44 protein-coding genes and 1 pseudogene are annotated in these 24,948 nt (G+C 71.5%); 3 read left to right on the forward strand and 42 right to left on the reverse strand.

Annotated elements, in window-relative coordinates; genetic code table 11:
• Positions 1-65: 65 nt before the first annotated feature.
• From SSBG_RS26425 to SSBG_RS26615, 41 genes are all read right to left on the reverse strand, one after another.
• Positions 66-554: a hypothetical protein gene (locus tag SSBG_RS26425; protein ID WP_008749110.1), complete on the reverse strand. Its 489-nt coding sequence runs from the start codon at positions 552-554 to the stop codon at positions 66-68.
• Positions 555-678: 124 nt separating this feature from the next.
• A complete protein-coding gene (locus SSBG_RS26430) occupies positions 679-909 on the reverse strand; it encodes a hypothetical protein (protein WP_037870700.1) in 231 nt (76 codons plus the stop codon).
• Between the two features lie 137 nt (positions 910-1,046).
• Complete coding sequence (locus tag SSBG_RS26435; protein WP_008749112.1) at positions 1,047-1,394, reverse strand: hypothetical protein; 348 nt, start codon at positions 1,392-1,394, stop codon at positions 1,047-1,049.
• Positions 1,395-1,764: 370 nt separating this feature from the next.
• Entirely contained in the window at positions 1,765-2,025 is a 261-nt protein-coding gene (locus tag SSBG_RS26440) for a hypothetical protein (RefSeq protein ID WP_008749113.1), read from the reverse strand.
• A 22-nt stretch (positions 2,026-2,047) separates the two neighbouring features.
• Positions 2,048-2,347, reverse strand: a complete 300-nt coding sequence (locus tag SSBG_RS26445) for a hypothetical protein (protein WP_008749114.1) — start codon at positions 2,345-2,347, stop codon at positions 2,048-2,050.
• A gap of 106 nt (positions 2,348-2,453) precedes the next feature.
• Positions 2,454-2,663, reverse strand: coding sequence for a hypothetical protein (locus SSBG_RS26450; protein WP_008749115.1), 210 nt, complete (start codon positions 2,661-2,663; stop codon positions 2,454-2,456).
• Complete coding sequence (locus SSBG_RS26455; RefSeq protein ID WP_008749116.1) at positions 2,660-3,232, reverse strand: DUF5565 family protein; 573 nt, start codon at positions 3,230-3,232, stop codon at positions 2,660-2,662. The genes SSBG_RS26450 and SSBG_RS26455 overlap by 4 nt, the downstream gene beginning before the upstream one ends.
• Complete coding sequence (locus tag SSBG_RS26460) at positions 3,229-3,552, reverse strand: hypothetical protein (RefSeq protein ID WP_037870701.1); 324 nt, start codon at positions 3,550-3,552, stop codon at positions 3,229-3,231. Before SSBG_RS26460 ends, SSBG_RS26455 begins: the two co-directional genes overlap by 4 nt.
• Positions 3,549-3,776: a hypothetical protein gene (locus SSBG_RS33430; RefSeq protein WP_008749118.1), complete on the reverse strand. Its 228-nt coding sequence runs from the start codon at positions 3,774-3,776 to the stop codon at positions 3,549-3,551. The genes SSBG_RS26460 and SSBG_RS33430 overlap by 4 nt, the downstream gene beginning before the upstream one ends.
• Positions 3,773-4,138, reverse strand: coding sequence for a hypothetical protein (locus tag SSBG_RS26465; RefSeq protein ID WP_008749119.1), 366 nt, complete (start codon positions 4,136-4,138; stop codon positions 3,773-3,775). Before SSBG_RS26465 ends, SSBG_RS33430 begins: the two co-directional genes overlap by 4 nt.
• A 197-nt stretch (positions 4,139-4,335) precedes the next feature.
• Positions 4,336-4,494 (reverse strand): hypothetical protein, encoded by a 159-nt coding sequence (locus tag SSBG_RS33435; protein WP_158677822.1) that lies wholly within the window; start codon positions 4,492-4,494, stop codon positions 4,336-4,338.
• A 66-nt stretch (positions 4,495-4,560) separates the two neighbouring features.
• Positions 4,561-4,797, reverse strand: a complete 237-nt coding sequence (locus SSBG_RS26470; protein WP_008749121.1) for a hypothetical protein — start codon at positions 4,795-4,797, stop codon at positions 4,561-4,563.
• Positions 4,798-4,901: 104 nt separating this feature from the next.
• Positions 4,902-5,654 carry a helix-turn-helix transcriptional regulator gene (locus tag SSBG_RS30365; protein WP_008749122.1) on the reverse strand — a complete coding sequence of 251 codons (753 nt, stop codon included), beginning with the start codon at positions 5,652-5,654 and terminating at the stop codon, positions 4,902-4,904.
• Between the two features lie 34 nt (positions 5,655-5,688).
• Positions 5,689-5,952, reverse strand: coding sequence for a hypothetical protein (locus tag SSBG_RS26480; protein WP_008749123.1), 264 nt, complete (start codon positions 5,950-5,952; stop codon positions 5,689-5,691).
• Between the two features lie 311 nt (positions 5,953-6,263).
• Positions 6,264-6,686: a hypothetical protein gene (locus tag SSBG_RS26490; RefSeq protein ID WP_008749125.1), complete on the reverse strand. Its 423-nt coding sequence runs from the start codon at positions 6,684-6,686 to the stop codon at positions 6,264-6,266.
• 890 nt (positions 6,687-7,576) lie between these two features.
• Entirely contained in the window at positions 7,577-7,771 is a 195-nt protein-coding gene (locus SSBG_RS30370) for a hypothetical protein (protein WP_008749127.1), read from the reverse strand.
• Between the two features lie 141 nt (positions 7,772-7,912).
• Positions 7,913-8,041 carry a hypothetical protein gene (locus SSBG_RS35515; RefSeq protein WP_008749128.1) on the reverse strand — a complete coding sequence of 43 codons (129 nt, stop codon included), beginning with the start codon at positions 8,039-8,041 and terminating at the stop codon, positions 7,913-7,915.
• A 1-nt stretch (position 8,042) separates the two neighbouring features.
• Entirely contained in the window at positions 8,043-8,552 is a 510-nt protein-coding gene (locus SSBG_RS26500; protein WP_008749129.1) for a hypothetical protein, read from the reverse strand.
• On the reverse strand, positions 8,549-8,986 hold the full coding sequence (locus SSBG_RS26505) for a hypothetical protein (RefSeq protein ID WP_037870703.1): 438 nt from the start codon (positions 8,984-8,986) through the stop codon (positions 8,549-8,551). Before SSBG_RS26505 ends, SSBG_RS26500 begins: the two co-directional genes overlap by 4 nt.
• A 191-nt stretch (positions 8,987-9,177) precedes the next feature.
• Positions 9,178-9,771: a hypothetical protein gene (locus tag SSBG_RS26510; protein WP_008749131.1), complete on the reverse strand. Its 594-nt coding sequence runs from the start codon at positions 9,769-9,771 to the stop codon at positions 9,178-9,180.
• Positions 9,768-10,445: a hypothetical protein gene (locus tag SSBG_RS26515; protein WP_037870704.1), complete on the reverse strand. Its 678-nt coding sequence runs from the start codon at positions 10,443-10,445 to the stop codon at positions 9,768-9,770. Before SSBG_RS26515 ends, SSBG_RS26510 begins: the two co-directional genes overlap by 4 nt.
• A complete protein-coding gene (locus SSBG_RS30375; RefSeq protein WP_008749133.1) occupies positions 10,442-11,455 on the reverse strand; it encodes a hypothetical protein in 1,014 nt (337 codons plus the stop codon). The genes SSBG_RS26515 and SSBG_RS30375 overlap by 4 nt, the downstream gene beginning before the upstream one ends.
• Positions 11,425-12,060 (reverse strand): HNH endonuclease, encoded by a 636-nt coding sequence (locus tag SSBG_RS32305; protein WP_008749134.1) that lies wholly within the window; start codon positions 12,058-12,060, stop codon positions 11,425-11,427. The genes SSBG_RS30375 and SSBG_RS32305 overlap by 31 nt, the downstream gene beginning before the upstream one ends.
• Before the next feature lie 71 nt (positions 12,061-12,131).
• Complete coding sequence (locus tag SSBG_RS33445) at positions 12,132-12,320, reverse strand: helix-turn-helix domain-containing protein (RefSeq protein WP_008749135.1); 189 nt, start codon at positions 12,318-12,320, stop codon at positions 12,132-12,134.
• Positions 12,317-12,562 carry a hypothetical protein gene (locus tag SSBG_RS26535; RefSeq protein ID WP_008749136.1) on the reverse strand — a complete coding sequence of 82 codons (246 nt, stop codon included), beginning with the start codon at positions 12,560-12,562 and terminating at the stop codon, positions 12,317-12,319. The genes SSBG_RS33445 and SSBG_RS26535 overlap by 4 nt, the downstream gene beginning before the upstream one ends.
• Positions 12,562-12,999, reverse strand: a complete 438-nt coding sequence (locus tag SSBG_RS26540) for a hypothetical protein (RefSeq protein WP_008749137.1) — start codon at positions 12,997-12,999, stop codon at positions 12,562-12,564. Before SSBG_RS26540 ends, SSBG_RS26535 begins: the two co-directional genes overlap by 1 nt.
• A gap of 55 nt (positions 13,000-13,054) precedes the next feature.
• Complete coding sequence (locus SSBG_RS30385; RefSeq protein WP_008749138.1) at positions 13,055-13,732, reverse strand: TerD family protein; 678 nt, start codon at positions 13,730-13,732, stop codon at positions 13,055-13,057.
• A gap of 15 nt (positions 13,733-13,747) precedes the next feature.
• The gene (locus SSBG_RS26550) at positions 13,748-13,936 is read right to left on the reverse strand and encodes a hypothetical protein (protein ID WP_008749139.1); all 189 of its coding nucleotides are present in this window, start codon (positions 13,934-13,936) and stop codon (positions 13,748-13,750) included.
• The gene (locus SSBG_RS26555) at positions 13,933-14,496 is read right to left on the reverse strand and encodes a hypothetical protein (RefSeq protein WP_008749140.1); all 564 of its coding nucleotides are present in this window, start codon (positions 14,494-14,496) and stop codon (positions 13,933-13,935) included. Before SSBG_RS26555 ends, SSBG_RS26550 begins: the two co-directional genes overlap by 4 nt.
• Positions 14,493-15,056 carry a hypothetical protein gene (locus tag SSBG_RS26560; RefSeq protein WP_037870707.1) on the reverse strand — a complete coding sequence of 188 codons (564 nt, stop codon included), beginning with the start codon at positions 15,054-15,056 and terminating at the stop codon, positions 14,493-14,495. Before SSBG_RS26560 ends, SSBG_RS26555 begins: the two co-directional genes overlap by 4 nt.
• The gene (locus SSBG_RS26565) at positions 15,053-15,448 is read right to left on the reverse strand and encodes a DUF6205 family protein (protein WP_037870708.1); all 396 of its coding nucleotides are present in this window, start codon (positions 15,446-15,448) and stop codon (positions 15,053-15,055) included. The genes SSBG_RS26560 and SSBG_RS26565 overlap by 4 nt, the downstream gene beginning before the upstream one ends.
• Before the next feature lies 1 nt (position 15,449).
• Complete coding sequence (locus tag SSBG_RS26570; RefSeq protein ID WP_037870709.1) at positions 15,450-15,752, reverse strand: hypothetical protein; 303 nt, start codon at positions 15,750-15,752, stop codon at positions 15,450-15,452.
• Positions 15,752-16,483, reverse strand: a complete 732-nt coding sequence (locus SSBG_RS26575) for an exonuclease domain-containing protein (RefSeq protein ID WP_008749143.1) — start codon at positions 16,481-16,483, stop codon at positions 15,752-15,754. Before SSBG_RS26575 ends, SSBG_RS26570 begins: the two co-directional genes overlap by 1 nt.
• A 523-nt stretch (positions 16,484-17,006) precedes the next feature.
• Entirely contained in the window at positions 17,007-18,149 is a 1,143-nt protein-coding gene (locus SSBG_RS26585) for a hypothetical protein (RefSeq protein ID WP_008749145.1), read from the reverse strand.
• Positions 18,149-19,114, reverse strand: a complete 966-nt coding sequence (locus tag SSBG_RS26590; protein ID WP_050776829.1) for a hypothetical protein — start codon at positions 19,112-19,114, stop codon at positions 18,149-18,151. The genes SSBG_RS26585 and SSBG_RS26590 overlap by 1 nt, the downstream gene beginning before the upstream one ends.
• The gene (locus tag SSBG_RS33450; protein ID WP_008749147.1) at positions 19,114-19,290 is read right to left on the reverse strand and encodes a hypothetical protein; all 177 of its coding nucleotides are present in this window, start codon (positions 19,288-19,290) and stop codon (positions 19,114-19,116) included. The genes SSBG_RS26590 and SSBG_RS33450 overlap by 1 nt, the downstream gene beginning before the upstream one ends.
• A complete protein-coding gene (locus SSBG_RS26595; protein WP_008749148.1) occupies positions 19,287-19,649 on the reverse strand; it encodes a hypothetical protein in 363 nt (120 codons plus the stop codon). Before SSBG_RS26595 ends, SSBG_RS33450 begins: the two co-directional genes overlap by 4 nt.
• Positions 19,650-19,773: 124 nt before the next feature.
• A complete protein-coding gene (locus SSBG_RS26600; protein ID WP_037870710.1) occupies positions 19,774-20,163 on the reverse strand; it encodes a hypothetical protein in 390 nt (129 codons plus the stop codon).
• The gene (locus SSBG_RS26605; protein ID WP_008749150.1) at positions 20,163-20,768 is read right to left on the reverse strand and encodes a hypothetical protein; all 606 of its coding nucleotides are present in this window, start codon (positions 20,766-20,768) and stop codon (positions 20,163-20,165) included. The genes SSBG_RS26600 and SSBG_RS26605 overlap by 1 nt, the downstream gene beginning before the upstream one ends.
• An 87-nt stretch (positions 20,769-20,855) precedes the next feature.
• The gene (locus tag SSBG_RS26610; protein WP_008749151.1) at positions 20,856-21,059 is read right to left on the reverse strand and encodes a hypothetical protein; all 204 of its coding nucleotides are present in this window, start codon (positions 21,057-21,059) and stop codon (positions 20,856-20,858) included.
• Positions 21,056-21,355 carry a helix-turn-helix domain-containing protein gene (locus SSBG_RS26615; protein ID WP_008749152.1) on the reverse strand — a complete coding sequence of 100 codons (300 nt, stop codon included), beginning with the start codon at positions 21,353-21,355 and terminating at the stop codon, positions 21,056-21,058. Before SSBG_RS26615 ends, SSBG_RS26610 begins: the two co-directional genes overlap by 4 nt.
• 278 nt (positions 21,356-21,633) lie before the next feature.
• Here SSBG_RS26615 and SSBG_RS26620 point away from each other — a divergent pair, with 278 nt between their 5' ends.
• Positions 21,634-22,023 (forward strand): helix-turn-helix domain-containing protein, encoded by a 390-nt coding sequence (locus SSBG_RS26620; protein WP_037870712.1) that lies wholly within the window; start codon positions 21,634-21,636, stop codon positions 22,021-22,023.
• Between the two features lie 315 nt (positions 22,024-22,338).
• On the opposite strand, the gene SSBG_RS26625 is transcribed toward SSBG_RS26620, so the two are convergent.
• The gene (locus SSBG_RS26625) at positions 22,339-23,892 is read right to left on the reverse strand and encodes a recombinase family protein (protein WP_008749154.1); all 1,554 of its coding nucleotides are present in this window, start codon (positions 23,890-23,892) and stop codon (positions 22,339-22,341) included.
• 86 nt (positions 23,893-23,978) lie between these two features.
• Here SSBG_RS26625 and SSBG_RS26630 point away from each other — a divergent pair.
• A pseudogene (locus tag SSBG_RS26630) lies at positions 23,979-24,461 on the forward strand (M15 family metallopeptidase); the annotation flags it as partial.
• A 75-nt stretch (positions 24,462-24,536) separates the two neighbouring features.
• Positions 24,537-24,948 (forward strand): NUDIX domain-containing protein (locus SSBG_RS26635; RefSeq protein WP_008749156.1); only part of this gene is annotated, 412 nt, incomplete at its 3' end.

The raw sequence follows: 24,948 nt of genomic DNA on the forward strand, positions 1-24,948 counted from the left end.
CGCAGGGGCAGGGCGTGGACCGGCCCCCGCGCGCACCATCAACTCCGGGAACCACTTCGCCCCGATCAGCGTCCGCTCGGCGGCCGAGGGCCAGCCGCGATCAGGGCTGCTAGCCCGATCCAGCCCTTGTGCCACGCCTGATCGAGCAGCGGACCGGCCGCCGGGTCGTGAGCGAGCCAGCCGCCCTTCCCGGCCGCGTAGGCGGCGCGGACCAAGAGCGGCGCGCCGTCTCCTTCGCCGTTGGTCCAGTGCCCGTTGCAGCGGTCCGCCGCGTAGTGCGTGATGGCGGAGAGCGTGAGCCCGGCGGCGGCGCGGCGCCAGGTCAGGCCGAGGCGGAGATACCGGTCGGCCGCGTAGAGCGCGAGCGCCTGTGTCGCGGTGTACGAGGCGACGTGCCGTGCGCAGGCGGCGGCGCCGGCTGGGCCGTGCTGGCCCTTCGCCTTCGCGTCAGCGTCCCTTTGGATGAGGTAGTCGCCGACTTCGTGGGCCGCGGTGAGGGCCGCGTACGCGACGGCGGCCTGGACTGCGGCAGGCTGGTGGCTCTGCTGAACCATGTCACTCCGTTCTCTCTGCTCTGTCTGCGATCTTCAGGATTGCTGCCGCCCGGACGTGACTCAGCGCCGATGGCCCAGACGGGACGTGACGCCCATCACGCCGGGAAGGCGAGGTGACCGGGCGTCAACAGGGCGGTTCCTCGACGACTGCCTCGTCCCAGGTGTAGGAGCACATCGCGCACTCGCGCTCCAGGCGCTCGGGCAGCGGTCCGCGCCGCTGCTGGCCGCTGTCCAGCGCGAGGAGCGCGCCGGCGCGTAGGGGTAGTCGGTACTGGGTGCGGGCGTTGTCGGTCCAGCACTTCGGGCACTTCTTCTCCCAGCCGGAGTACGGAGGGAGCGAGGGGGTGGGGAGCATCGGTGTCGTCTCGTTCAGGGGGGAAGGAGCGGCGGACATGCGGTCCGGACTGTCCGGACCGCATGTCCGCCCAGGTCAGAGGCGCTATCGCAGTGGAGGTGCCCGTCCTCGCGCGCGGGCGCCCGGACAGCGTCCGGTCATGGTCCGGGGCAGCGCGGGCGGTCGTGCTCCAGGCCGCCGCTGACAGCGGCCGGCAGACAACAGGCGGCCGTGATGAGGCGTTCGGCGCGCTGGCGGTCCTGGCGGTGCCGGATCGCTAAGGCGTTCTCCAGCTCGGCGAGCCTGCGCGCGGTGTCGGCGTGCACGGCACGGTCCTCGTCGGCGACCGCTTCGCGCAGCCCGGCGGCGGCCAGGAGGAGCGCGGCAAGCCCGGTACCGACAGCGGCTTCGTACGCGTCGTACAGGACGAGGCCGACGACCAGGACGCCGAGCCACACGACGCCGCCGACGTACGCGCCGAAGAGCAGGCGGGACAGTCGGGTCATCGCCGGTGGACCCGGGGTGCGGGCTTACGCAGCGGCACCGCCGGCTTTTGGAGCTTCGGGGCAGGCAGGGCCTTCCGGAGAGGCGCGCTGTGCCGCAGCGGTTCGTCGGCGCTCTGCCGGGGACGCGAGCTGCGGTTCGATGCCGTCGGGGACGCCTTGGCGTCGAGGCGGCATGGGCGCGGGCCCGTCGCGACGACGTCACCGTGGGCCGTGGAGGAGACATGGGCGCAGGCGGGTAGGCGGCGCTCAGCCTGGGGGGCACAGGCAGACAGTGTGATCGAGGCGAGTGTCAGTAGAACAGCGAGGCGGTGGCGGGACATCAGGACTCCGTTGACGGTGTAGACCACGAGAAGCGCAAGCTCCGGCGCGGTCAGCGGTGGGTGACGCGGAGGCGCGGGCGTTGCCCGGCCGGGCGTTCGGCGATGACGATGTATCCCGCAGCGCGGAGCAGGACGGCGTACTCGTCGAGGTGCTGCTCCTCGTCGGGGCCGTCGTGCCACAGCCGGATCGTGCGGGGGCTCGCCTGGTGGACCCGGTGGCCGGGCGCCCACGTGTGGCGGTGGGTGGAGCTGGGGTGGCCGTGGTCGGTGAGGGTGTCGGTGACGGCGTAGGCGGGGATGCTGCGGGTCATCGCGGGGCTCTCCTTCGGTGGTTCAGCGGCGGCGCGGCGGCGGCCCGTACGGGGATTGCCACGCGGGGCGGTTCCTGGGCTGGGTCGGCTTGCCGTCCTGGTCGATGAGTCCGGCGTCGCGAAGGGCGCGGATCGTCCGGGCGATCTCCTCCAGGGCCGGGCGTAGGGCGGAGGCGTACGCGCGCGTGACGTCCTGGATCGCCGTGCTCACTTCAGTGAGGCGGACAGAGAGTTCTCGGGGCGGCTCGTCGGGCAGGAGGTTGATGCCGTGGGGGCGTTCGCGCTCGTCGGGTGGCAGGTCCTCGACGCGGGTGATGGTCATGCGGTGGCCCTTCTCGGGGGCAGCCGGGTGGCCGCGAGGTGGGTCTCGATGGGCGCAGTGCGGGCGCCAGTCGAGGGTGGAGGCGTCTGTGCGCCTTCCGGGGTGGTCAGGAGCGGCGGTGGGCTTCCATGGCCCGCCGCGCCATGGCGACGGCACGGAGGGCGTCGGCCAGGGTCATCCCGGCGCGGACGCAGTGGTGGATCAGCGCGTCGTCGTACATGTCGTCCAGACGCCGGTCACGGTCGGGCGCGCACGCCTGGGTGGCCTGCCAGTCGGCCTCCAACTGGTCGAGGGCGTCGAGCGGGTGGGCAGTCACGAGCGGCCCCCTGCTGGGAAGTCGCGGCGCTTCAACTTCGCGCGGCGCCCGTCGGGGTGGTGCCAGACGATGCCCTCCCACGTGGGGTGGGCGAGGAGCCAGGCGCGGAGGCCGTCGAAGCCGCGCGGGGTGGCGGCGAGTTCGCGACGCTCGGAGAGGGGGGCCCAGCCGTGAGCAATGAGGATGTGGGCGCCGAGCCGCTCGGGGTTCGCGTTGATCTTGGGGCCGAGCAGTTCGTAGGTGCCGGGCGTCGAGACCGGACCGTTCGCCAGCGCCTCGGCGTGGAAGCGCGCGAAGGGGCTCTGCTCGACGGGCTCCCAGCCGACGGCCTTCCCGGTGACCTCGTCCCGCTCGACGGCGACGAAGTGCTCGGGCGGTGTCTTGCCGGGCTTGACCTCGCGGCGCGCCCACCAGGTGCCGTCGGTGTCGAGCATCGTGCAGGTGCCGTCCCACTTCCGGGTGGCAGTGCCCTCGACGGCGAGGGCCCACTCGCATCCCGGGGTCACCTCCGGCAGCACGCTGCGGCGGTCCTCGGGGTCGCGGACGAACAGGGTCGGGATCTTCCTCACGAGGTCTCCTCGGTGGGGCGGGGCTGCATGGCGAGGAGCGCGTTGATGGTGGCGCGGATCGCTGAGGCTGACTGGCGAGACGGGTACCGGCCGACGTGCGCGGCGACGACCTTCCACGCGTCGCGCTCGTCACGGCGGGAGAGCCAGGCGTCGACGCAGCGCTCGTGAACGAGACCGTCGACCGTCTTGGCCATGCGGCCGTCGTGCTCGGCGTGGCAGTGAGGGCAGTCGGGCAGCCCGACCGGGGCGCCGCGTTCGTCGCGCCCGCCGTCGTCGGTCGGGTCGATCGTGACCTCGGGCAGGTTGAGGGTGATTTTCACAGGCGATCTCCGAGGGTCAGGGCCCGGCGTCGCATGACGGCGAGGCAGGTACGGCAGGTGACGGGTTCGTCGGTACGGGTCGTGGTCCATCCCGTGGAGCACAGCGGGTTCCAGGGGGTGAGGCCCAGGTCGGGCCGCATAACCGGCCGGATCAGCGGTGAGGCGTGTACCGCGCCGCGTGGGTCCGAGCGGGCGGCGACCAGGACATCGGAGCTATCGCTCATCGAACGCTCCGCTGCGGTTCGTTGGCCATGCGGCTCAGCTCGGCGGCTACTTGGTGGCCGAACATCCGCGATACCGCCCGTGCGTCGAAGAAGTCAGCCGCCTCGCGGAGCGCGGCAGCTCGGTGGTACGCATGCTGAGGTTCGTCCGCCTCGTCTTCCTGGCAGGGGACGCCGTCAGCTTCCGCACCGTCGCGCCGGGTGCCTTCGCCGAGGGCGTCGTCAGCGGGTTGGAGGCTCTGTGTCCACCAGGTGCCGGTCGACTCGTCCACGTGGCGCTGACGGGGGTGCGGTCCGGGAGGGAGGGAACAGGTCCAAGTGGTGAGCTGGTCACCGCATCGCATGGTGGTGGGGGTGCTGGTCATCGGGGCGGCTCCTCGCGAACGGCGGGGTGGGGGAGGGGAGGGCGGCGCGCTGTGCTCGCAGAAAGCGGGCTCCGGGGTGTTGCAGAGCCGGGGTCGCGATCGGGGCTTTTCCTCACAGGGCGATCTCCAGTTCTGCGAGGGGTAGTCCGCGGTCGATGTGGTGGTGTAGCTCGCGGAGCCGGGCCAGTGCGAGGCCGTCACGGCGGTTGAGGGCGCGCTCGGTGGGTGTTGTGGCGGCGGACGCGGGTGCCGTTGTGGCTGGTGCACAACTCACCCGGGCGGGCGCCACAGGCCGGGCAGGCGGCCTGGATCTGCGGGAGCGCGCGGGCGCGGTCGACATCGGTGTCGTCGGTCATGTGCTTCCTTTCTGGAGTGGGGCCCGTCCTGATTCGGGCGGGACGGGCCCCGGCTTCTGCTGGGGGTCAGGTGGTCTCCGCCGAGGCGACGGGATGCGCTGTGAGGGAGATCCAGTCACCGTCGCTGTGGAGGTGGGTCGATCCGTCCTCGCCGTGCGTGGTCCTGACGATGTCCGTCGGGAGGGTTTCGGCTTCCGCCTGGAGGGCGGGCATCGCGAGTTCGCGGGTGGCGAAGTGGCCGAGGACGTGACCGCCCCGGTAGTCCTCCCCGCCCATCAGTAGCCAGACGGTGGTGGTCGGCATGTGGTGCTCCTTCCAGGTGCGGCCGGGATCGGGGCTGAGAGGCGTAGCGGCTAGGCATTGCCTTGCGCTTATTCAATGGCTACCGAGTAGGTATTGTCAAACTGCTAGGCATTGCGTGTTGCTCGCCCCGAGTGCCCGCCCGCGCCCGCCGGCGCCCTCCGCGAGCGCGAGACGGTGTCCTCCTCGGCATCGGCCCCGGCATCCCGGCCAAGGCGAGCGCGCGCCTTGGCGATGGCTGTGGGGGACCGGCCAAGAGATCTGGCGATCTGCCTCGTGGAAAAGCCTTCGGCGGCAAGCTGCGTGATCTGCTCATCGCCGGGCCGCAGCCGCGGGCCCAAGGTGAACGGGTGGCCGTCGGGCTCGCAGGCGGGGTCGTCGATGTCGACAGTGGCCCAGGCGCTGGGGCCGTACCAGCCGAGGCGGGCGGCCCGAGTGCGTACCCGGTCCGCACCGTCGCCCGTCCGCTCCGGGCTCTGCACCAGCCGCTGGTAGAGCGCCGCGATCCGGAGGGCGTCCGCTCCGGAGATGTGCCGGGCCTCACCGGAGGCGACGCGGTAAAGCCAGCTCACGTGGAGGTCGAGAAGCCCGGCAAGGACGACGGGGGTGTGGCCGAGCACCGCCAGCGCGCGAAGACGGCGCTGACTGCCGGTGGGGTCGGTCCACCCCTCAGTGGTGACCGGGGCGCGGCGGATGCGGATGCCGCGAATGGCATCGGCGCGGGCGCTGCTCACGGACACCCGGCGGTTGAGGATGTTCGACACGGTAGGCCGCGGCATCCCGGCGGCGCGAGCGATCTGCTCCTGCGTCCAGCGCAGCGCCTGAAGGCGCCGGATGTGGGCTTCGATGTCGGCGGCCATGTCTCCTGCTCGTGGTGGGGTCGGGGGTGGCCGATCAAGCTGCCGCGTCCGCTGCGGCCTTCATGATCTGGATGCCGTCGGGGTGTTCGTGGACGGCGCGGACCACGGCGTCGTGCCACGCCGTGCGGCTCTGCGCGGCGCGCTGAAGCCGCTCGATGGAGCGGCGCGCCGCGTCGAGCTGCCGGGCGAGGGAAGGGCACGTGCAGTCCGTCGAATCCGGGTCGATGGCACGGGAGTTGCACCCCGGAATCAGGTACCGGCCGCCGTGGTCGTCTTCCCACCAGTGACAGAAATGCATGTCAGCACTCCTCTCGCGAGCGCAGGCCCGGGGCGGGCGCGGAAGTCCGGCCGGCCTGCTGCGAGATCGGGTTGGGCCGCGCGCGACAGGCTCGGCAGTACGGGAAGTCGTCCCCTTCCCCGGCGACGAGGCCGGTCTTGCGGCAGAGGGTCGTGACTCGGGGCCCGTTACCGACGGTGCGCGCCGAGTGCTGGACTCGCCCGCCGCGAAGCTGGGCGAGGAGGGGGTAGCGGGTGTGGGACACGAGCGTGGTCTCCTTCGGCGGTGGGCCCGTCCTGATGCGGGCGGACGGGCCACGTCGTGTTGGCCGGTCAGGCGCTGGTGGTGGGGTCGTACGCGACCGCGACGTCGATCGGGACGACCTCGTAGCCAACCGGCCGCTCGGGCCCGCCGTTGATGCGCGCCAGCAGCACCCATGGCCGTTCGGGCTCGCTGATGTCGACGTACCAGTCGGCTTGGATCTCGGAGCCCGGGTGGCGGGCCGCGAGGTCGGCCTCGCAGTGCCTCTGCGCCGCCGACCCGCTGCTGTACGTGCCGAGCGGGACGGAGCCGGACTGCGCGCGGAAGACGCGATGCGGCGCAGGGGTGCGAGCCACGAGCATCGCGTAGACCTGGGTCGCGCTCGGAAGGGCCTGGCTGGCGGCGAGGTCGGCAACGCCGCCACGGGTGAAGGAGTCGTGGGCGAGCTGGACGAGGCGCAGGGCTTCGCGCTCGTGCGAGAGGGGTTCGGGCATGGGTGTCTCCCAAGACGTGCTCGCGGGAAGACCGGCCGCGCGGATTCAACGGCCGGGAGGGGCGAGCGGGCCGGTGGGGCTTCACGGCCTCGCGCTCGCCGGGCGCGGTAGGACTCACGCGCCGGTGGGGGGTGTCGCGCGGTGTGCGGCTGGTGACAGCATGTCAGATCGCCGCACGAGAATGTGCTGAAATGCGCTGAATGTGGCCTAAGTTACTTGCTGTCGGCGCACCGCGCGCTGTGCTCCGTGTGCCCGAGGCCGACGCGTCCGGCCCAGAGCCTCCCGCAAGCGCAGGGCACACCCTTGAGCGCGGCCTGCCGCTCCCGCTCCGTGCCCAGCGGGCGGCCGGTCCGCTGCCACGGCCCGAGCAGCGCGATCACGTCCTGGAGCGCGGCGTTGATCTCCTCGTGCTCCGGGTCGTACCGCGTCCGGGGTGGGGATCGCGATCTGTACTCGCTGCCGGCTGGTGGTGAGGGTGAGGTCGATCTGCCCCTCGTCGAGGTCCGCCGGGAAGTCGGATGCCTGGACGGTGAGGGCGGTGCCGTCGGCGCTGGTGTAGGTCCAGGGCGGGGAGGTCATGCTCGCGGCGAGCCGGGCGTAGGCGTCTTTGAAGTCCATGACGTACCTCTCTCGGGATTGACTAGGCGCGATGCATTGCCTAGTAGGAAGACTATGCCTACATGCTGTGCTATGCAAACATGTTAGGCATACGAGGGTGGCCGGTCGGCCTCCGGTTCCTGTTCCTGCGGACTGCCGTTCGCCCGGCCTCACGACACATCCGGCACACACCCGCCCCGGGCCTCCCGCCACCTCCCCGCTCCGCAGCGCCGCCCACACAGCGACGAGCTCCCAGTCCCCCGCCGCGTACCGCTCCCGGTGCGCATCGGTGGTCAGTCCTCGTCCGACAGGGTCGGGTCGATGAGCGTGGTGACCTCGGTGACGAGGCACGCGGTGCATCCGCCGCAGACACATCCGGTGTCGTATCCGTCGCTGTGCAGGTGGTCGCGCTGGCGGTCGGCGAGCTGGTGGGCGTAGTCGTCGAGGGCCTGGTCGATCTCGGCTTCGGGCACGTCGCCGCTGCGCATGGCCTTGATGTGCTGGCGGGGGTCGGAGGCGAGGACGGCGCGGCAGCACCGGCGGTCGGGGAGGTGGACGCCGCAGTCGGCGAAGGCGAGGACCGTGGCGGGGTCGTGGAGGAGGTCTTCGAGTGCTTCGTTTTCGGTGTCTCAGTCGCCTTGCTGGAGGCCGCGGATGAGGTCGACGAGGACGCGGCGCTTGGTGGCGTCGTCGGTGCCGGCGTCGATGAGGGCTTGGGCGATGGGTGTGAAGACGGTGGTGGCGCTGGACCATCCCATGTCAGTTCTCCTTGGAGGGGATGAGGGTGCGGGCGAGCTGGAGGAGGCGGTGGTCGGTGGTCTTGGTGGCGCGGGCGAGGCGGGCGGCTTCGGTGAAGGTGTCGTACAGCTCGCAGCGGGTGCCGTCGGGGATGGGGCCGGGGTGCATGAGCTGGTCGGCGGCGTGCTGGAGGGTGCCGGCCGGGCAGGTGGGCGGGGTTTCGGTGTTGATGCGGTCGCCGAGCGGCAGGCTGAGGGGGTCTTGGCCGCAGCAGGTTGTGAGGCCGCTGGTGGGGTCGGGGAGGCTGTGGGTGTGCCCGTGGCGGGGCGGGCGTGGGGTTTCCTCGGTCGAGCCGTCGGTGAGGGTGACGGTGACGGGAAGCGCCCGGGTGATCAGCGCGATGAGCTGGCGCTCGGCGTCGTGGCGCAGGTGGGCGCGGGCTTCGGGGTGGTTGGTGAGGGTGTCGTCGAGGAGGGCGCGGCTGGTGTAGCGGATGCCGTCGAGGACGACGGTGGCTTCGGCGGTGATCATTGGCGGGCTTTCAGGTGCGGGGGCTGTTGGGGGTCTGCGAGGAGTGCTTGCGCGGCGGCGAGGGCGAGGGCTGCGTACTCGCCGCCGGAGAGCGGGACGGTGTGACCGTGGTGGAGGAGGGTGAGGGCGTTCGGGCCGAGGTGTAGGGGGACGGTGCGCAGGGCGTCTTCGATTCGGTCGGCGAGCGCGGTGAGGGCGGTGGGGTCGTCGTCGCTGGGGAGGTCGAAGGCGCGGTCGATGGCACGCCGGGCGGCGAGCTGACGGGGCGCCCGGTGTCCGCCGGGCGCGTGCCCGGTGCGTGTCCGGGCGGTGTCCGAGCTGGTCAGCGCGTCGTCATGGAGGGGTGTCCGGGGTTCGGCGGGGGCGTCCGGGGTGTGTCCGGGCAGGGTGTCCGGAGGTTGTGTCCGCAGTGTCTGGGCGGGGGTGCCGAGCACTGCTTCCTCCTGGGGGCGGTTGTCGCACCGCTCGTCGCGACCGGGAGCGGGCGTGTCCCGTACGGGGCCCGTGGAAGGGCGGGCGCAGGTATCCGGGCGCCCGTGGGCTGCTGGGGGCTCCGCGGGCCGTAGGGGCGCGCGCAGCGGGTCTGCCGGGGCGGTGAGGCGGTCGGCCGCCCCCTGATCGCCCCTCACGAGGAACGCTCGGCGACGGTGGCGCTTGCCGCGCCTCGCTGGGTGACCTTGCACTCGTGGCAGTAAGCCGTGCCGTCCGGCTCGTACCGGCCGTGGACGGCCTGGTCGTGACCGCGCGCGCAGAACGGCGATCGCTCGGCGGTGCCCTTGAGGTAGCGCAGCTGCTCGCGGATGCGCAGGCGGCCGGGCTCGTCCTCGACACAGCCCGGGGCGACGCAGTACGGCACGTCGCACTCGGCGCGGACCTGACCGACCGGTTCCCGGCCGGTGCGCATCCTGAAAGCGATCGCGAGCGGACTGACGGACTTCCCCTGGAAACGCATGACCGGGGTGGCGCCGCGTGCGCGCTCGCCGAGCCACTCCAGGTGGCCTCCGTCGAGGGGGTGGACGCGGGCCTGCCACTTCTCCTCCAGGGTCGGCGGCGGGGGCTTCTCGAAGGCGGGCAGCCCGGCCGCGCGGCGGATGGCGCGGACCGAGGCGCGGTCGGCGCGCAGGCGCCGTGCGACTTCGGCGGCGCTGAGCCCTTCGGTGAGCAGCCGCAGGATCTCGTCGTGCTGCGGGTGGGGCCGGCTGCGGGGCTTCGTGGTCATGCGGGCTCCTTGCGTGTGGTGAGGGCGGCGGCGGAGGCGGCGCGGCGCTGCTCTTGCTCGGCGGCGAGCTGGTCGGCGGAGGGCGGGGTGCGGCCGTCGGCGAGATCTTGGGCGGCGCGCAGACGGACGTCGTGGATGGTGCCGAGGGGGCCCCGCCGGTTGCGGCACGGGGCGCCTGCCTTCGCCCGGCAGTAGGGGCACGGCGCCTTGAGTTCGGGGCGGCGGGAGGGGACGCGGGCGGCGGCCCGTACGAGGGCGGCGCCGCGGGTGGTCGTCTCGAAGCGGGGGCGGTCTCCGGGCAGGGGAAGCGCCGGCGCGGGCGGGAGGCGTCCGGAGGCGGCTGCGGCGGCGTGCTGCCGCGCGGCGACCAGCTCCTGGCGGACATCGCCTCCGACGCCGGTGTACGGCGGGGCGAGGTCCGCGCGGGCCCTACGGATCTGCTGGCGGTGGTACCGCAGGTGGTGCGGCTGCATCCAGCGGCTGCGGTCAGCCTGGTAGCCCTCGCCACCGAGGGGGACGGAGCCGTAGAAGGCGTCGACCGCAGCTTTCGTGTCGGCGTCGAGGGGCACGTCGGCGAGGGCCCGCGACCACGCCTCGGCGGCGGCGGCGGAGGGGCGCCGGTTGTCGAAGCGGCTCAGGTAGGCGAGGAGTTCCGTCGCCTCGGACAGCGTCATCGCCCGGCCTCCTGCTCCAGAGCGCGCATCTGCGCGATGAGGGCCTGGTGCTCCATCTGCCGGGCGTCGCCGGAAGGGAGATGCGGGCCGTGCTCGCACGTACGGGCGGGAGCACGGTGGAGGTACTGGTTGGCGTTGGCGATCCATTTCTGCCAGGCGGTGTACCAGTTCGGGTGGCGGGTGCCCCTGCCCTGCCAGTGCCAGACGAACTTCTGGGTCTCGTGGTCGAGGGGAACGTCGGGGTAGGTCTGGGTAGCCCAGCGGCGCATGGCGTCGGTGAGCCGGAAGCCGTCGATCTCGATCGGAGTGAGCGGCAGCGGCTCGGGATGTTCCCTACCTGTAGAGAGCTCTACTACGTCAGCCACATAGGTAGGGGTAGGGGTGGGGGACGGGGCGCTGTCAGTAACGCCGTCACGCAACTCGCTGACCTGCGCGTTTTGCGTTTCTTTGGTGCAATTTCGCTGCGCGCTCGTGTCGCCGTCGTGTCGCCGTCGTGTCGCCGTCGTGCATTCCCCGGCCTCGGAGGGCTCGCCCGTAACGCCGTTACTGACGGCGTCAGTCCCCCCGTCACGGGGCGCGATGTCACCCGGCTCAGGGGGCTCCGGGCGCTCGCCCGGCTCGTGGGGCTCGGCCGGTTCCGGGGGCGCGGTCTGGTGGCGGCGCCGGTACGCCTCCTGACGGGCCGCGTTCTTCCGCCGCTGCTCGATGATCTCCTCGCGCGAAGGGTTGAAGTCGAGGTAGTCGTGGATCAGCCACCCGTCCTCCTGCCGCAGCCACAGCCCGGCCGCTTCCAGGCGACGCGCGGTGGCCTTCAAGCTGCGGACCCGGGCGACGAGCGGCAGCTCGCGGTCGCCGATCCGGCCGTCCGTCAGGTGCTCGGCCGACCAGCACAGCGCCGAGACGTGAAGACGGAACGCGCCGTCCGTCAGCAGCGCCACCTTGCGGTGGGAGGGGAAGCGGTCATCTAGCCGGACCCACATCAGATCCGAGCCCCCTTTGAGGTGTTGCACGAGGTGCAGAGCACCTGAAGGTTCGACACGTCGTCGCTGCCGCCCCGGGAGCGGGGGTGCACGTGATCGAGCTCCAGGCAGCGGGCGAGCGGGCGGCCGGTGGGTGCGGCGGGTACGGGGTCGCCGGGCTGCCAGCCGCAGTGGCGGCACTGCCAGCCGTCCCGATCCAGGACGAGAGCCCGCACGCCACGCGGCGCGGTGTCAGGAGACTTCGCCACAGCGAGGCCCAACTGCATCGAGGCAAGCGACCGCAGGCGCGGTGACGCGGACACCGTGATGGCGTCGTACGCGGCTGCGGCGAGCCGCGGGTTGAGGCCGGTGCCGTGGTGCGTGAAGTGGTCGACGATGAAGACCTCTTCGTCGTCGGGGTCGACGGCGACGAACCCGGCAGCGTCGAGGACGGCGAGGCGTTCGCGTACGAGGTCTTCGGTGAGCGCACGTGCCGTCGATGCCCAGCGCCGCGCGGTGAGCGGCAACAGCCCGGCGTGGCTGAGGTTGGGCTGCGAGATGAGGAAGAAGTACAAGCGTTGTGCCGCCTCGCTGAGCGCGAGGAAGTCGGGGTCTTCCCAGATGGTGGTGAGGATGCGTCCGTGGCCGCGCGCCATGTGGGGCTCCGGGTGGGGGAGGAGGGCGCGGCCTGAACGGGCCGCGCCCGGGACGGGAGGGGACGGTGCGATCAGCTGGGACGGTGGCGGCCGCGCGGGCGGAGTTCCACGCCGGCCTCCAGGAGGAGGTTGCGGGCGAGCCCGAAGCTCACGCCGAGCTGCTGGGCGACGGCGCGGAGCCCGAGGCCGTCGCGTACGTAGAGGTCGGTGGCGCGCTTGTGGGCGGCGGCGCGCTCGGCGCCGGTGAAGCGGACGTTCACAGGGGCCTCCAGGTGACGGTGCCCTCTTCGACGTGGCCGGTGGCGCGGCTGGTGCCGGTGGGAATGCCTTCGTCGTCGTAGTCGGCGTGGTAGTTGGTCCAGAAGGTGACGCGGGCGCGCGCGGCGCCCGGACTGTCGTACGGGCCCTCGCAGCGCTGGCTCGTGGTGCCGTCGCGGTCGGTGATGGTGACGACCGCTCGGTAGACCTTCGCGTTGGCGCTCATGGCGATGCTGCGGGCCATCAGCGGACGAACTCGCCGCGGCGGCGGTCTTCGACGGCGCGCTGGTGGGCGCGGAACTCGTTCTCGTCCGGGTGGGCGGCGAAGGCGTCGTGGACGACGGAAGCGGCGCCCTGCGGGCCGCTGCCGACCTCGTCAAGCGTGCCGTCCATGCGGCGGCGCCGGTACATCGCGCGGCGCGCCTCCTGGAGCGCGGCTTCGTCGGCGGCGTCGGGCGCGACCTCGCAGCCGGTCACGCGCACTTTCACCTGCGGAGCCTTGTCCTCGGTGTCGGCGTGTCCGGTGTAGGTGACGGAGGTGAGCTCGACGATCGCGACGACGGTGGAGCCGGGCGACTCGAAGAGCTGGCGGCGCTGGGCGCGGGTCAGGCTCGCCTCGATGAGCCCGGCGGAGGCGTCGAGCTTGACCTCGGGGGAGTCGGCAGCGGTCAGGGTAGGCATGAGAGGTGTCCTTCCTGAGGGAGGGCCGTAGCTCGCAACTGCGGCCCCAAAACGGCTACTTGAATTCGATGGGTCCGTCGTTCATGCGGATACGGCCGTCGCTGAGCAGGACCGGGCGCGCCTCGGACTGCACGGCGCCGTACTTCTCGACCTGCCGGATCACGACTTCCGGTCCGGTGAAGTCGAGCAGGGCGATCGCGGCCCAGTACGAGAACGCGCTGCGCTTGTACAGGGGGACGTGGACGGTCTGGTCCGCGTGGTCGGTGACCGTGACGCGCGCCCCGTACGAACGGAACGACCCGATGCCGTTGCTGACGGCGCTGTAGGCGCAGACCAGAGCGTAGCCCTGCTGGTCGAGGTGGCCGATGGTGACGGTCTCGCGGCCCGGGGTGCGGCTGTCGCCGTGGTGGCGGATGTAGGGCGGGGCGTCGAGGGTGCCGCGCTGCCGGTAGTAGATCGCGGTCGCCTCGCTCGGCGGGGTGCCGACGGGGACGACGGCGTCGCGGGGGACGGCGAGGACGTACAGCTCCAGGTCTGCGCCGCGCGCGCGGCGGTCTTCGTCGCCGCCGTCCCAGTCGAGGTGCACGTCGACGGTGCGCCCGGCGGTCTTGCGCAGGCTGATGCCCGTGGAGCCGCCCTTGGTGAGGGTGACCGTCCCCGAGGGCGTCGGGTCGGCAGCCGGCCGCTGCGGAGGCTTACCGAAGAGGCGGGAGAGGAGAGAGCAGAGAGGCACGACGGGAGTTTCCTGTCAGGTCGTGGGGGTGAGGCCGAGCATCGCGAGGAGCTGCCGGGCGTCCTGCGGGCCGTCGGCGCGGTCGGCGACGTGGAGCGCGGCGGCGCGCCGCACGGTCTCCGGGGTGTCGCGCGCGTACGTGTAGACGGAGAGCGGGCCCCGGCGCCCTTCGCGGGGGCGCGGGGCGGGGGCGGGGGTGCTCATGCGACCCGAGCGGGGACGATCCCGCTGGCGTCCCGGGGCGGCAGGGTGGGCCAGCGCACCAGCGACAGGGCGCGCGCGTGCCAGCCGTCGACCGGGGCGGGCGGCGTCACGTAGTGGTGCTCGGCCATCGCCCACAGCGCGACGGCCGACGACATCACGTACCGGGCCGGGCCCTCGGGCTCCAGGCGGTACCGCTCGCGCACGGCGGACCGGATCTCGCCGCGCGCGGCGTGCGAGCGCCCGGCCGCGTACCGGGCGACGGCGGCGGCGGGCACCACCGCGCAGGGCACGCCCCGCCTCCACAGCTCCTGCTGGATCATGATGCGCAGCCCAGCGATCTCCTCGTCCCAGTGGCCCGTACGAGTGTCCGGACCCTCCAGCGCGACGAGATCCGCGCGGCGCACGTAGGTCATCGTCTGCGCGAGGAGGTAGGAGAGACGGTGCTGGCCCGCGATCTTCTTCGCCTGGGCGTACGCCGTCCACCCCTCGCCGGCGTAGCCAGTGGCGGACAGGCGCGGGCAGACCCCGACGATCAGCGGCCTGGGGGCGGTAGTGGTCATGCTGCGATTCCCTTCACGTCGAGGTCGGGCCACTGCTCGCCGGGAGCGAGGCCGCGGATGATGAGGACGAGCTGTGCGCCCTTCACGGGCGTGCCGAGGCGCATGTCGGGGCCGACGAGGCGGGTGTGGTCGTCGTCGTCCAGGAGCCCGGCGTCCACCAGGCCGTCGATGACTGCCTTGAAGCTGGGGTACCAGTTCGCGGGGTCGGCGCGGCGGCGGGTCGCGGGTCGCAGGATGCCGAGGACGTGAGCGCGCTCGAAGAGCGGTCCGGGCCTGGCGGCGGCGAGGGCATCGAGGAGCGACGGGCACTCCTGCACGGCCTCCGTCGCCGCCTCGCGCAGGCGCTTCGTCAGCCGGCGCTTGTCGTGGTGGTGCGTGCGCTGGTTGGAGTTGAGGAGTGGAAGCCCGGCGGGGAGGGTGATCACGTACCGGGTCGGGTGCACGGCGCGGTCGAGCGCTGCCGCGATCTCGTCAGCGGTGGGCGGCCCGGCGGAGGCCGCCGCCCCGGGCGCGGAGCCCGGGGCAGCGGGGGCGGCGTCGAAGAGGGCGGGAGTGCTCACGCAAGGCTCTCTTCCTCGTCGGGCCACACGATCCGGGGCCGGACCTCGACGGCGCGGCCGTCCTTGATGACCACCCGCCACAGGTCGCCTGTCTCTTCGCCCTCGCAGCTCAGGTAGCCGGTGAAGGTATGACCGGGGTGTGCGTCGATGGCCGCCTGGACGTCCTTGACGAGCGTGTAGGCGCGGTACTCCTCGATGGGGCGGAGGGCCAGGGCGTGGGCGGTGCGGCGCAGAAGGGGCCCCTCCTCGGTCTGCACGGTCTCCTCGCGGACAAGGAGCACGAGGTCGTGGCGGTGCGGCTCTCCGGGCGCGTACTCGCTCGCGCGGATCTCCGGCCACGTCAGCGGCGGCGTGATGCGCAGCTCGCCCGTCACGAGGGTGATGTACCCCATATCAACTGTCCTTCCAGGTGCGGGGGTTGTTGTGGGTCCGGGGAGGCGAGGACGCGTGTAGCTCCGCCACGAGGTCCTTCATCTGCTCGTGCCGTGTACGGGCCTCTACTTCCAGCGCGGCGACGTCGCCGTCGCGCTCTGCGAGCCGCGCGCGCAGCGCGGTGTTCTCCTTGATGAGCCGGTCGCGCTCCGCGACCGTCCACCGGTAGAGGTCCGCGAGCGACGGGCCGGGGACGAGGTCTTCGCTCGGGGTGACGCCGGTGATCCAGCGCCACCACGAACGCTCCGGCGCCCTTCCCGCCATCACGCGCTCCCGCCGTCGCGGGGGGCGGGGATCAGCGGCCACTCCGGGCGGACACCAGCCGCCTTGACAGTCTCCCCGCGCTCACGGAAGTGGGCCGCGAGGGAGGCCGCCTGCGACCCGGCCCACTCGATCTGCGCGTCGTGCAGCTCGTCCAGGGACATCGCGGCGAGGCGCGGCACGGAGTGCCCGAGCCGCCACACGATCCGCGCGGCGGCCACGGCATCGGCCGTCGCGTCGTGCGCGCCGTCGAGCGGCACGCGGTAGTGCTCGGCGAGCGCGGTCAGCGTCCGCTTCCCGCGCCGGTAGCGGTCAACCTGCCGGTCCAGGACCAGCGGGTCTAGGACCGGCCGCACGTCGCCGCCGAGGCGGTCGGCGAGAGTGGGCCGCTCGTGGCGGCGGCACTCCCGGTCGAGGAGGGTGAGGTCGTAGCGCGCATTCATCGCGACGACCGGCGCCCCCGCGAGGAGACAGGAGTGGAGCAGAGTCGTGATCTCCTCCACGACCTCCCCGGCCGGCCTGCCCTCGGCGCGGGCGCGGTCGGTGGTGATGCCGTGCACGGCCGTGGCCTCGTCGGGGATCTCGATGCTGGGGTCCGCGAGCCACGATCGGGTCTCGGGGAGGGCGCCGCCCCTGACCTGGGCGACGCACGCGGTGACGATGCGAGCAGTCTCGACATCGACGCCCGTGCTCTCGATATCGAAGGCGCAGTAACGCTGTTTGTGCCAGGTCATGATCGCCCCTTGGCCTGGAATCGCCCAGTGGCTCGGTTGCGGCTGGTACCCGAGTAGGCGGATGGACGGCGGTTCTTCGATTGGGTTGACAGGTCTGTCCACCGGCAGTTCTCCGGCGAGTAGGGCCCGTCGTTGTCGATCCGGTCCAGGCTCATACCAGCGGGCCTGTCTCCCATGTCAGCGAGGAAGTTCTCGAACCTCCTCCACCGCTGGCAGACGGTGATTCCTCGGCCGCCGTAAGAACTCCACCTGCTGTGGTTGGGATTGGTGCAACGGTTGAGCATGTCTCCCCACGTCATGTAGAGAGAGGTGCCGCTGTACCCATGCTTGGTGCTGCGTGTGACCAACATTTCGGTGCGCAGACACCCACATGACTTGGTCTTGCCCCACTGCTTGAACCGCACGGTGCAGATGCGCCCGCAATCACAGAGGCAACGCACCTGAGGGTCGCCCGGCATACGGTCACCGAGCACCATGAGACGACCGTGCCGTTCACCGGCCCGGAGGAGCCGGGGCGCGGGGCTCACCGGCCCTGCTTCCGGACGTGGGTGAGGAAGGCCCGCAGCTCGGCGACCGTGGCCGCGCCCGGGGCGCGGCCGTGCTCCGAGACGAACCGCTGCTCCACCTCGGTGGTGGTCCAGCCCAGCGGCCCGGCGGCGGCGATGATCTGGAACCACACGCCGTCGCGCTCGTCGTCGTCCTCGACGATCTCCGCCTCGGCGATCTCCTCGGCGGGCGCCTCGTCCTCGAACTCGGGGGCGGGCTCTTCACCTGGCTGTGGGGGCTCCTCCCCGGCGGTGTCCTGTGCCTCGGTCGCGGCGAGCGTGGAGCCCCGCGCGCTGAGCAGCTTTTCCAGGTCGGGGTCCATGTGCCCGGCGCGGACCGCCTGGCGCCACAGCTCGCCCACCTCGGCGCTGGTGGTGGCGACGGAGGCGAGCGCGGCGTAGTCCGGGCGCCCGCTGGTGATCGCAACGCGCTCCGGCCCGGCCGGGACCGCTCCGGCGCCGAGCGTGACCTGCCCGGTCATCAGTGCGATCGGGGTCACGGTGACGTCCAGCGTGGGGACCATGAACCGCGCGGGCCCCTCCTCGCGCATGACCAGCTTCTCTTCCATGCCGAGCCAGCCGTCCACGTACCCGCCGGTCTTGGACAGCAGCTCGGCGGCGGGGGGGAGGGTGATCCCGGCGTAGTAGCCCTTCGAGACGAGGAGCCACTGCCCCAAGGCGGGTACGTCGCGCAACATGACGTTCACGCGGGTCGTGATCTTGCACTCGCGGTCTTCGGGGTCGCACAGGCACTTGCGGTCGCGCTTGTGCTCCGTCACGCCGTCGCACCTTCGCTGGCACTTCGACCCGGACCACATCTCGTACCACTGCGACACGGCGTCGCGCGGCGGGATGAGCACGGGCAGCCGGTCGGTGGTCGAGTACACCTCGTACTCGCTCGGCCCGCCGTTCGCGGGCGTCCACGGCTGGACTTCACCGCCGTACAGGTCGGCGACATCGGCCAGGATCTCCCGCGAGGGGGAAGTGAAGCGGAAGCGGTTCAGCTTCGCGGGGCGCGTGAGCGGCTTCCCGTCGCGGCGAGTGCGGCCCGTCTGGACGACGTGACCGATACGGATCTCGCCGAGCTGCCGGACGCGCTGCTGGAGGTCAAGGATCGGCATCAGACTGCCACCTCTTCGTGAGTGGGGACGGTGTCGCTTACGGGTGCGGACAGAGTGAGGGCGTCGCCGATGACGTGCTTGGACAGGCCGGACGCCCAGTCGGCGGCCTGCTGCATCACGCGGAAAGCCGCGTACACCTCGTCACCGACGTCCACGGGGATCAGCCGGTAGCCCTCGGGGCGCAGGTGAAGTGCGACCCCGTACGGGGCGACGCGCGGCATCGGGACGGTCGACCCGTCGCGCAGCCACGCGATCGTGGCGCGGCGGTACGCGCCCATCTGGAGCGACGCCTCCGGGTAGACGCCCTTGACGTCCAGCTCGCCGCCCGTTTTCGTGTCCCCGGCGAGCACCGCATCGGGCGCGATCTCCACGCCGTACCGGGCGGAGAGCGCGGCGGCGATCTTCGGGGAGCGCAGGAGGTAGTCGAGCGTGCCCGCCCACCCGTCCTCCGGGTTGCCGACGACCATCTCGGACGCCTCGAACGTCACGTCCCACTCGTCGACGAACCGCAGGAAGTGCGTCAGGAACGGCGACAAGTCGTCGTCCTCCAGCAGCTCTTCGGGTACGGGGGCGCCGAGCACGTGCGCCTCTACGAGCTTGTGCACGGCCGACCCGACGTCCCCGCGCTCGTCCTTCTTCCGGACGTGGGTGCGGCGCAGCCAGTCGTACGCCTCCGAGCGGGTCTCCTCGCGCAGGGAGCTGGAGACGAGGTACGGGAGCCGGTCCATCGCGGTCTCGGCGGTCAGGTTGGCGGCCCAGTAGGTCAGGGCGTCGCCCTTGGCGCAGCCCTTCTCCAGGATCGTGGTGACGCGCCGGTACTTCTCGCCGGTCACCGGGTCGCGGTACCAGCCCCGGGACGGCTTCGGGATACGGTCCGCGCCGGTGGGCGTGGGGGCGGCGGCCTTGCGGCGCCGCCCGGCGGCCGGGGCCGTGGTGGCCCCGGCACGCTGGGTGGTGGTGGTCATCAGGCGTCGGCCTCCGGGGTGTACGCGGCCTCGGTGGGCGCGTCGAGGGCGCGGAGCGTGAGGCAGGGCCAGCGCTCGCCGTCGTGCTTGCAGTGCGGCGAGTCCGGATACCGCGTGTGCCGCCCGCGCAGCTCGGCAAGGAGCCGCTCGGCCTCGGGGTGCTCGGGTCCGGTCATCGTGAACTCTCCGTACGGGTGTAGTGCCTGCGGCTGGGGGCCTCGTGGAGCGTGAGATGCCCGGCCCGGGAAAGGGCGGCGAAGTCGGCGCGGATGGTGGCGCGCTGGAGGCCGGGGAGCCCAAGACGGCTGTACTCGCGGGCGGCGCGGCGCGGCGTCCACTCGCCGCCCTTGCTGCGGATCGTGGCGAGGAGCAGCGCGCGGCGCTCGGCCGTGGACGGCTCCTCACCGAGACCGGGCGGGGTGCAGAGCATCCCGGCGCGGTCGAGCGCGACCGCAATCCCGAAGGGGGTGCGCCCGGTCTTCAGTGCTTCATGAATCACGGCGGCAGCCGCGTCCTTGGCGAAGCTCATGCTCATCGGTCATCCCCCTTCCGAGCGGCAGGCAGTGCGGTGACGAGGACCCGGCGGATGCGGGCACCGGCCGGGTGCCGCAGCCGCGCGCAGTGCGGGCAAGTACGAGGGTCGTGCTGGGCGGTGTCGCTCACGCCGCCACCTCGCTCTCCGTCTGCGTGCCCGGGATCGGCCGGGGCGTCGCGATCTCGATCTCGGCCAGGCGGTCGATCAGGCGGTGGACGGCGACGCCGTGGAGAGGCAGGGAGCCGTCGTCAGCGATCTCCGCAATCAGCTTGTCGAGCCGGTCGTCCAGCTCATGACGAGCGTGCGAGTCCCGGCCCTCGCGGGCGGCCTGCGATTCGAGCGCGGCCAGGTCGGCCAACTCTTCGGCGAAGCCCTCGGGGTCCTCGGCGGCGGTTTGCGCGAGGCCGCGCAGCACGGCGCCGAGGTAGTGGGTGACGTCGAGCCGGGCACCGGTCGGCGTCTCATGCACGTAGATGCGGAACGGGCCGGTGACGGCGGGAGACGTCGGCTTCATTACGCGGCCCTCCGCAGGTCGTTGCTCTGGCCGGTGAAGCGGACGGTGACGGGCCCGACCCGGCCGCTGGCGGTGAGAAGCGGCCCGTCTTCGGCGTCCTCCGACAGCGACAGGACCCGGTACCACCAGTCCCACGCTTCGTCACTCAAGGGGTGGGCGACGACGGCCAGCTCGGTCGGGCTGACGACCTCGGTCGACACGAGTCCGCGCGCCTGCCACGCCCCGCGCAGCAATGCGTCGACCCGCGCGGCGGGGGACTTCGAGGTCGCGATCTGTACCTCTGCGGCGATGTCGTGCACGGCCTGCGAGCAGACCGGCACGGACACCCGTACGGGGATCGCGGCGCCGTCGCCGCGCATGATGATGGTGGCCAGCGTCCACAGCTCGACGCCCGCGTCCGTCGCGGTCGTGGTGATGAGGCCGCCCCGCTCGTGGAGCCAGGGGAGCAGGTCATCGGCGCGGGCGACGCTCACGTACACGCCGTCGGGCGTCACCGTGGCTTCGGCTGCGGTGAGACCGAAGGTCTCCACCGCGTACTCGAAGGCTTGTTCGTTCTGCCGCCGGGCGGCGTACCGGCCGGCGAAGTCGTGGCTAGTCTGTGTCACGACGCTTCCTCTCTTCGGTGCAGTTGGGTGGGTGGCGTCACAGGGGCTGTCACGGACCGGCCAGGGTCCAGGCAGCCCCGCTTTGTGTCAGGCGGCGTCCGTAAGGGCGACGGGCGCGGGCCGCTTGCGGCGGATCGGGCGGGCCGGGGCCTGGAGCGGTGTCGGCGCGAGGATGCGGCGGAGCGCGATGATCACTTCCTCGGGCGGGGCCGGGGCGGCGTCGACGCGCGCGGCGATCTCCTCCACCACGGCATCCCCGAGAAGCGCGCGGCGACGCTCGGCCGGGGTCACGCGGCGATCCGCGCGACCGAGGTGGACACGGATTCCTCGGACACGGACCGGCCCAGCGGCTCCCAGAGGACCAATTCGTCGACGCCGAGTCGCCGTGCGATCGCGACCGCGACGGTGCGCGATGCGGTGGAGCGCTCGCCGGTCCGCAGGAAACCGATCGCGGCCGGGTGGACGCCCGCTTCGCGCGCCAGCTCGCGGACGCTGATCTCGCGTCCGGTGCCGGTACGGGACATCAGGCGCCGCAGCAACTCCGGGTCTACCAGGCGCATTCGGGTGGGGGGTGTGAGAGAGGGCACAGGTCACCTCTTTCTGCTCGTGAGGCCAGGATCACGAGAGAAAAATACACGCACGTAGACGTGACGTCTACGTACATAGAGATTTAGTGCGCTCTGTGTCGCTGTACGTTCGCTGCGTGCTCACGCTGGCTGTCGAATCGGGCAGACACGGCCGATATCGACCTTCGTAGACACTGGGGCGGCAGTGCAGGCAGACTCGGCGGCTGACCAGCCCAGACGGGAGCAAGCCTCGTATGTCTCGTAGACACCACGAGACCCACACGTCACAGAGGAACCACATGGCCCAGGAGCTAGCAGATCTCGTCCGAAAGCAGCGCAAGGCGCTGAAGCTGTCCATGGAGGACGTGGCCGAGCGGGCGCTCGATCCCGCGTCTGGCACCACCGTGTCGGTCGGCTGGATCGGCAAGCTGGAGCGCGGCGAGCCAACGCGGGCACCCAGCAAGGAGGTACTGAAAGCGCTTCAGTCCGTCCTCGGCGTACCCCTCCGCGATCTGCAAGAGGCCGCCTCGGCCCAGTACTTCGGGTATCGCGTGGAGTGGAGTACGGACTCCTCGGCGCGGGTGCTCGCCGCGAAAATCGGAGAGCTAGGGCTGACGCGGCAGGACAGGCAGGAGCTTGCAGAGATCGCCGAGATGTTCGCGCGGCGGCGAGCTCGACATCAGGACTGAAGCGTAATCATCACACTATTCCTCATCTTGAGCTGATCATTCTGCATTCATGACTCGCTGTGGCATTGTCGGGATCAACCACCTAAACGGCGCACGCGGGGGCACGGCGCCCGGGTGCGAGCGCCGAAAGAGGGGGAACCCACCGACATGCCAGAGCCTGTGCCGCCCACCGTGCACATGCAGATCGTCCCGAGCCTGCCAGGAGGCCGAGCGGCCGTGGCCGTCGAGCAAGACGGCCACTTCACCTGGCTCGTTGCCGAGGGGCACATCACCGCCCAAGCGGTGGAGGAGATGACAGCACAGCTACAGGGCCTGCTATCGCTTGGGAACTGGGTGCAGGCTTGGAGCGGAGCGGCGGACCCTGCTCGGCCCGTCGACGCCTCGCCGTCCCGGATCGCGGCGAGTGCTGGGGCGGGGCGTGAAGCCGGGCTCGCCGATGAACGTCAGCTGGATTCGACCGGGCTCGATGCCGCGGACCCCACGACGTGACGCCTTGTGGAGGTGGACGTTCACCACGGTCCGGATGACTTCGCGCTTCTGGTCCAGCTTCAGCCACTCCCAGACCGTCTCTGGGTCGGGGGCCTCCAAGAGCTCCTTGATGGCGGTGGGGGCCTCCTCCTGACTTCCAGCGATCACGTCTCGCTCAGCGGCGATCAGCGGGAGGAGGGTCTGCTCGACGCCTGACAGTGAGACGGCCGACAGCAGTGGCTCCCCTTCCTTGTTGAACTGCTGGGACAGCTCCCGTGCCTGCGTGAGTTGCAGCTCGTAGGCCGCCAGCCGTTTCTGTGCGGCAGCGCAGCCTTCCGCAACAGCTGTCCTGTCAGGAGCTAGCGCCTTCGCGGCAGTTGGCTTGCGCAGCCAACTGAACAGCGCCTCCTCGACGTAGGCGTCGAGCCATGCCTCGGGCAGGGCGGTGTCGCGCAGCCCTGCGCACTCGTAGTACGGCACTGACCGATCGCGCTGCGGGGCCTTCTTGGCCTTCAGCAGCGCTCCGCACTCGCCGCAGCGCCCGATGCGGGAGAGGAGATGCTTCACCCTCGAATCGCGCTGCATTCGACGGGATGGGTCGCGGAGCTTGGCGACCACGCGGTGGTAAAGCTCCTCGGGCACCACGGCCTCCCACGCGGCCTTGCCGATCAGCTGCCCCTTGGAGTGCCGGATACCGATGTGGGACGGATTGATCATGACCACCCGCACTCGCGAAGCGTCCCACGCGATGCCAGACCGGTGACGAGCCGACTCACCCTGGTCTTCAAGCCAAATCGCCACCCGGTACAGAGAGACGCCGCTGTCCACCATCTCGAACATCCGAATGAGCAGAGGTCCTTGAGTAGGGTCTGGCTCCTGCCCGATCAGCTCGCCGGTGTCAGGGTCGTACCGTCGACGGTGGCCGAACGGCACTGCGCCCCGAGGGGCGCCCTGTTCCAGAGACCGGCGGGCCGTCCGGAGGTTTCGGGCCCGAATGGACTCGCCTTCATCTTCGGCTGCGACAGCGTCCTGCGCTGTGATGCGGCGGTCGTCCTTGTTGGCCATGTCGAACACCATGCCGCCGTAGCAGAGAAGCACACCGGATGCTTCGAGGGCATCGCGGAGACGCACGTACTCCGCCAGGTCCCGGTACATCCGCGAGGCGTCCGGCGCCACCAAGACGGTGGCCTGCGCAGTGGGGAGAGCCTCCAGCAAAGCTTCGAAGTCGTCACGCTCTTTGCGTCGGAAACGAGTGGCCGAGGCGCCGGCGTCCTTGAATACGCGGTCAACCGTCCAACAGAGCTTCGCGCACGTGTCGCGCCCATCGGAGACCTGGTCCTCGGTGCTGCGAGATCGGCCGAGCGGGTCACGCGACTGACGGGCGTAGAGATATGCAATCACCTGTCCTTTTGTCTCAAGGTGCAGGTATGAAGCAGGAATTGGCATGATGTGAGGCTAGCGCGGCGTTCCCGCCCTATGGTGAGTGATCGGTCGACCACTTCGTCCGCTGGGCCGAAGACCTCTCCGACCAGCGCATGAAGGCGGAGTTCTACCCCCGCGTCGACAAGACCCGCCTCGTCGCCGACGGATACATCGCGGAGAAGTCCGGCCACAGCCGTGGCTCCACCCTCGACCTCAGCTTCGTCCGCCTCCCCGCACACCCCACCCGCCCCTACGTCCCCGGCGAGCCCCTCACCTCCTGCTACGGGCCCAAGTCCGCCCGCTTCCCCGACGCCGCGGTCGACACGGGCACCGGCTTCGACTGCTTCGACACCCTCGCCCACACCGACGACCCGCGGATCAGCGCCGTTCAGCGCGCCCACCGCGAACTCCTCACATCCACCCTGGAGCGCGAGGGCTTCACCAACCTCCCCGAGGAGTGGTGGCACTTCACCCACCAGCCCGAGCAGTACCCCGACACCTTCTTCGACTTCCCGGTCACCCGGCGTTTGCTGACCTCCCGCCCCTGACCCGCCCTCACCCCCCTTCCTCCACAAGGACATCCCGCCGTCACCCTCACCCCAGGGATCGGATACAGTCCGCGCGTGTCCCGGACCCACTCCACCCCCGACGGCTCCGGAGGTGCCCCGGCCTGCGCCGGTCCGCAGCCCTTCTCGCACTGTTCGAGCTGCGGAGCCCCCTACGCCGAGGCCCGCTCCTGGCCGCGCACCTGCGCCGTCTGCGGAGCCACGGCCTACGGCAACCCGCTGCCGGTCGCGGTCGCCCTCCAGCCGGTGTACGACCGCGCCGGCACCGGACTGGTCGTCATCACCCGCGCCATCGAACCCGCCAAGGGCACCGTCGCCCTCCCGGGCGGCTTCGTGGACCACGACGAGGACTGGCGCCACGCCGTCGTACGCGAACTCCGCGAGGAGACCGGGATCGAGACGGAACCGCGCGACGTGCGCCTCGCCGACGCCCTCAGCTCCTCCGACGGCCACCTCCTCCTCTTCGGCA

This window comes from Streptomyces sp. SPB074 (assembly GCF_000154905.1).
Taxonomy (GTDB): domain Bacteria; phylum Actinomycetota; class Actinomycetes; order Streptomycetales; family Streptomycetaceae; genus Streptomyces.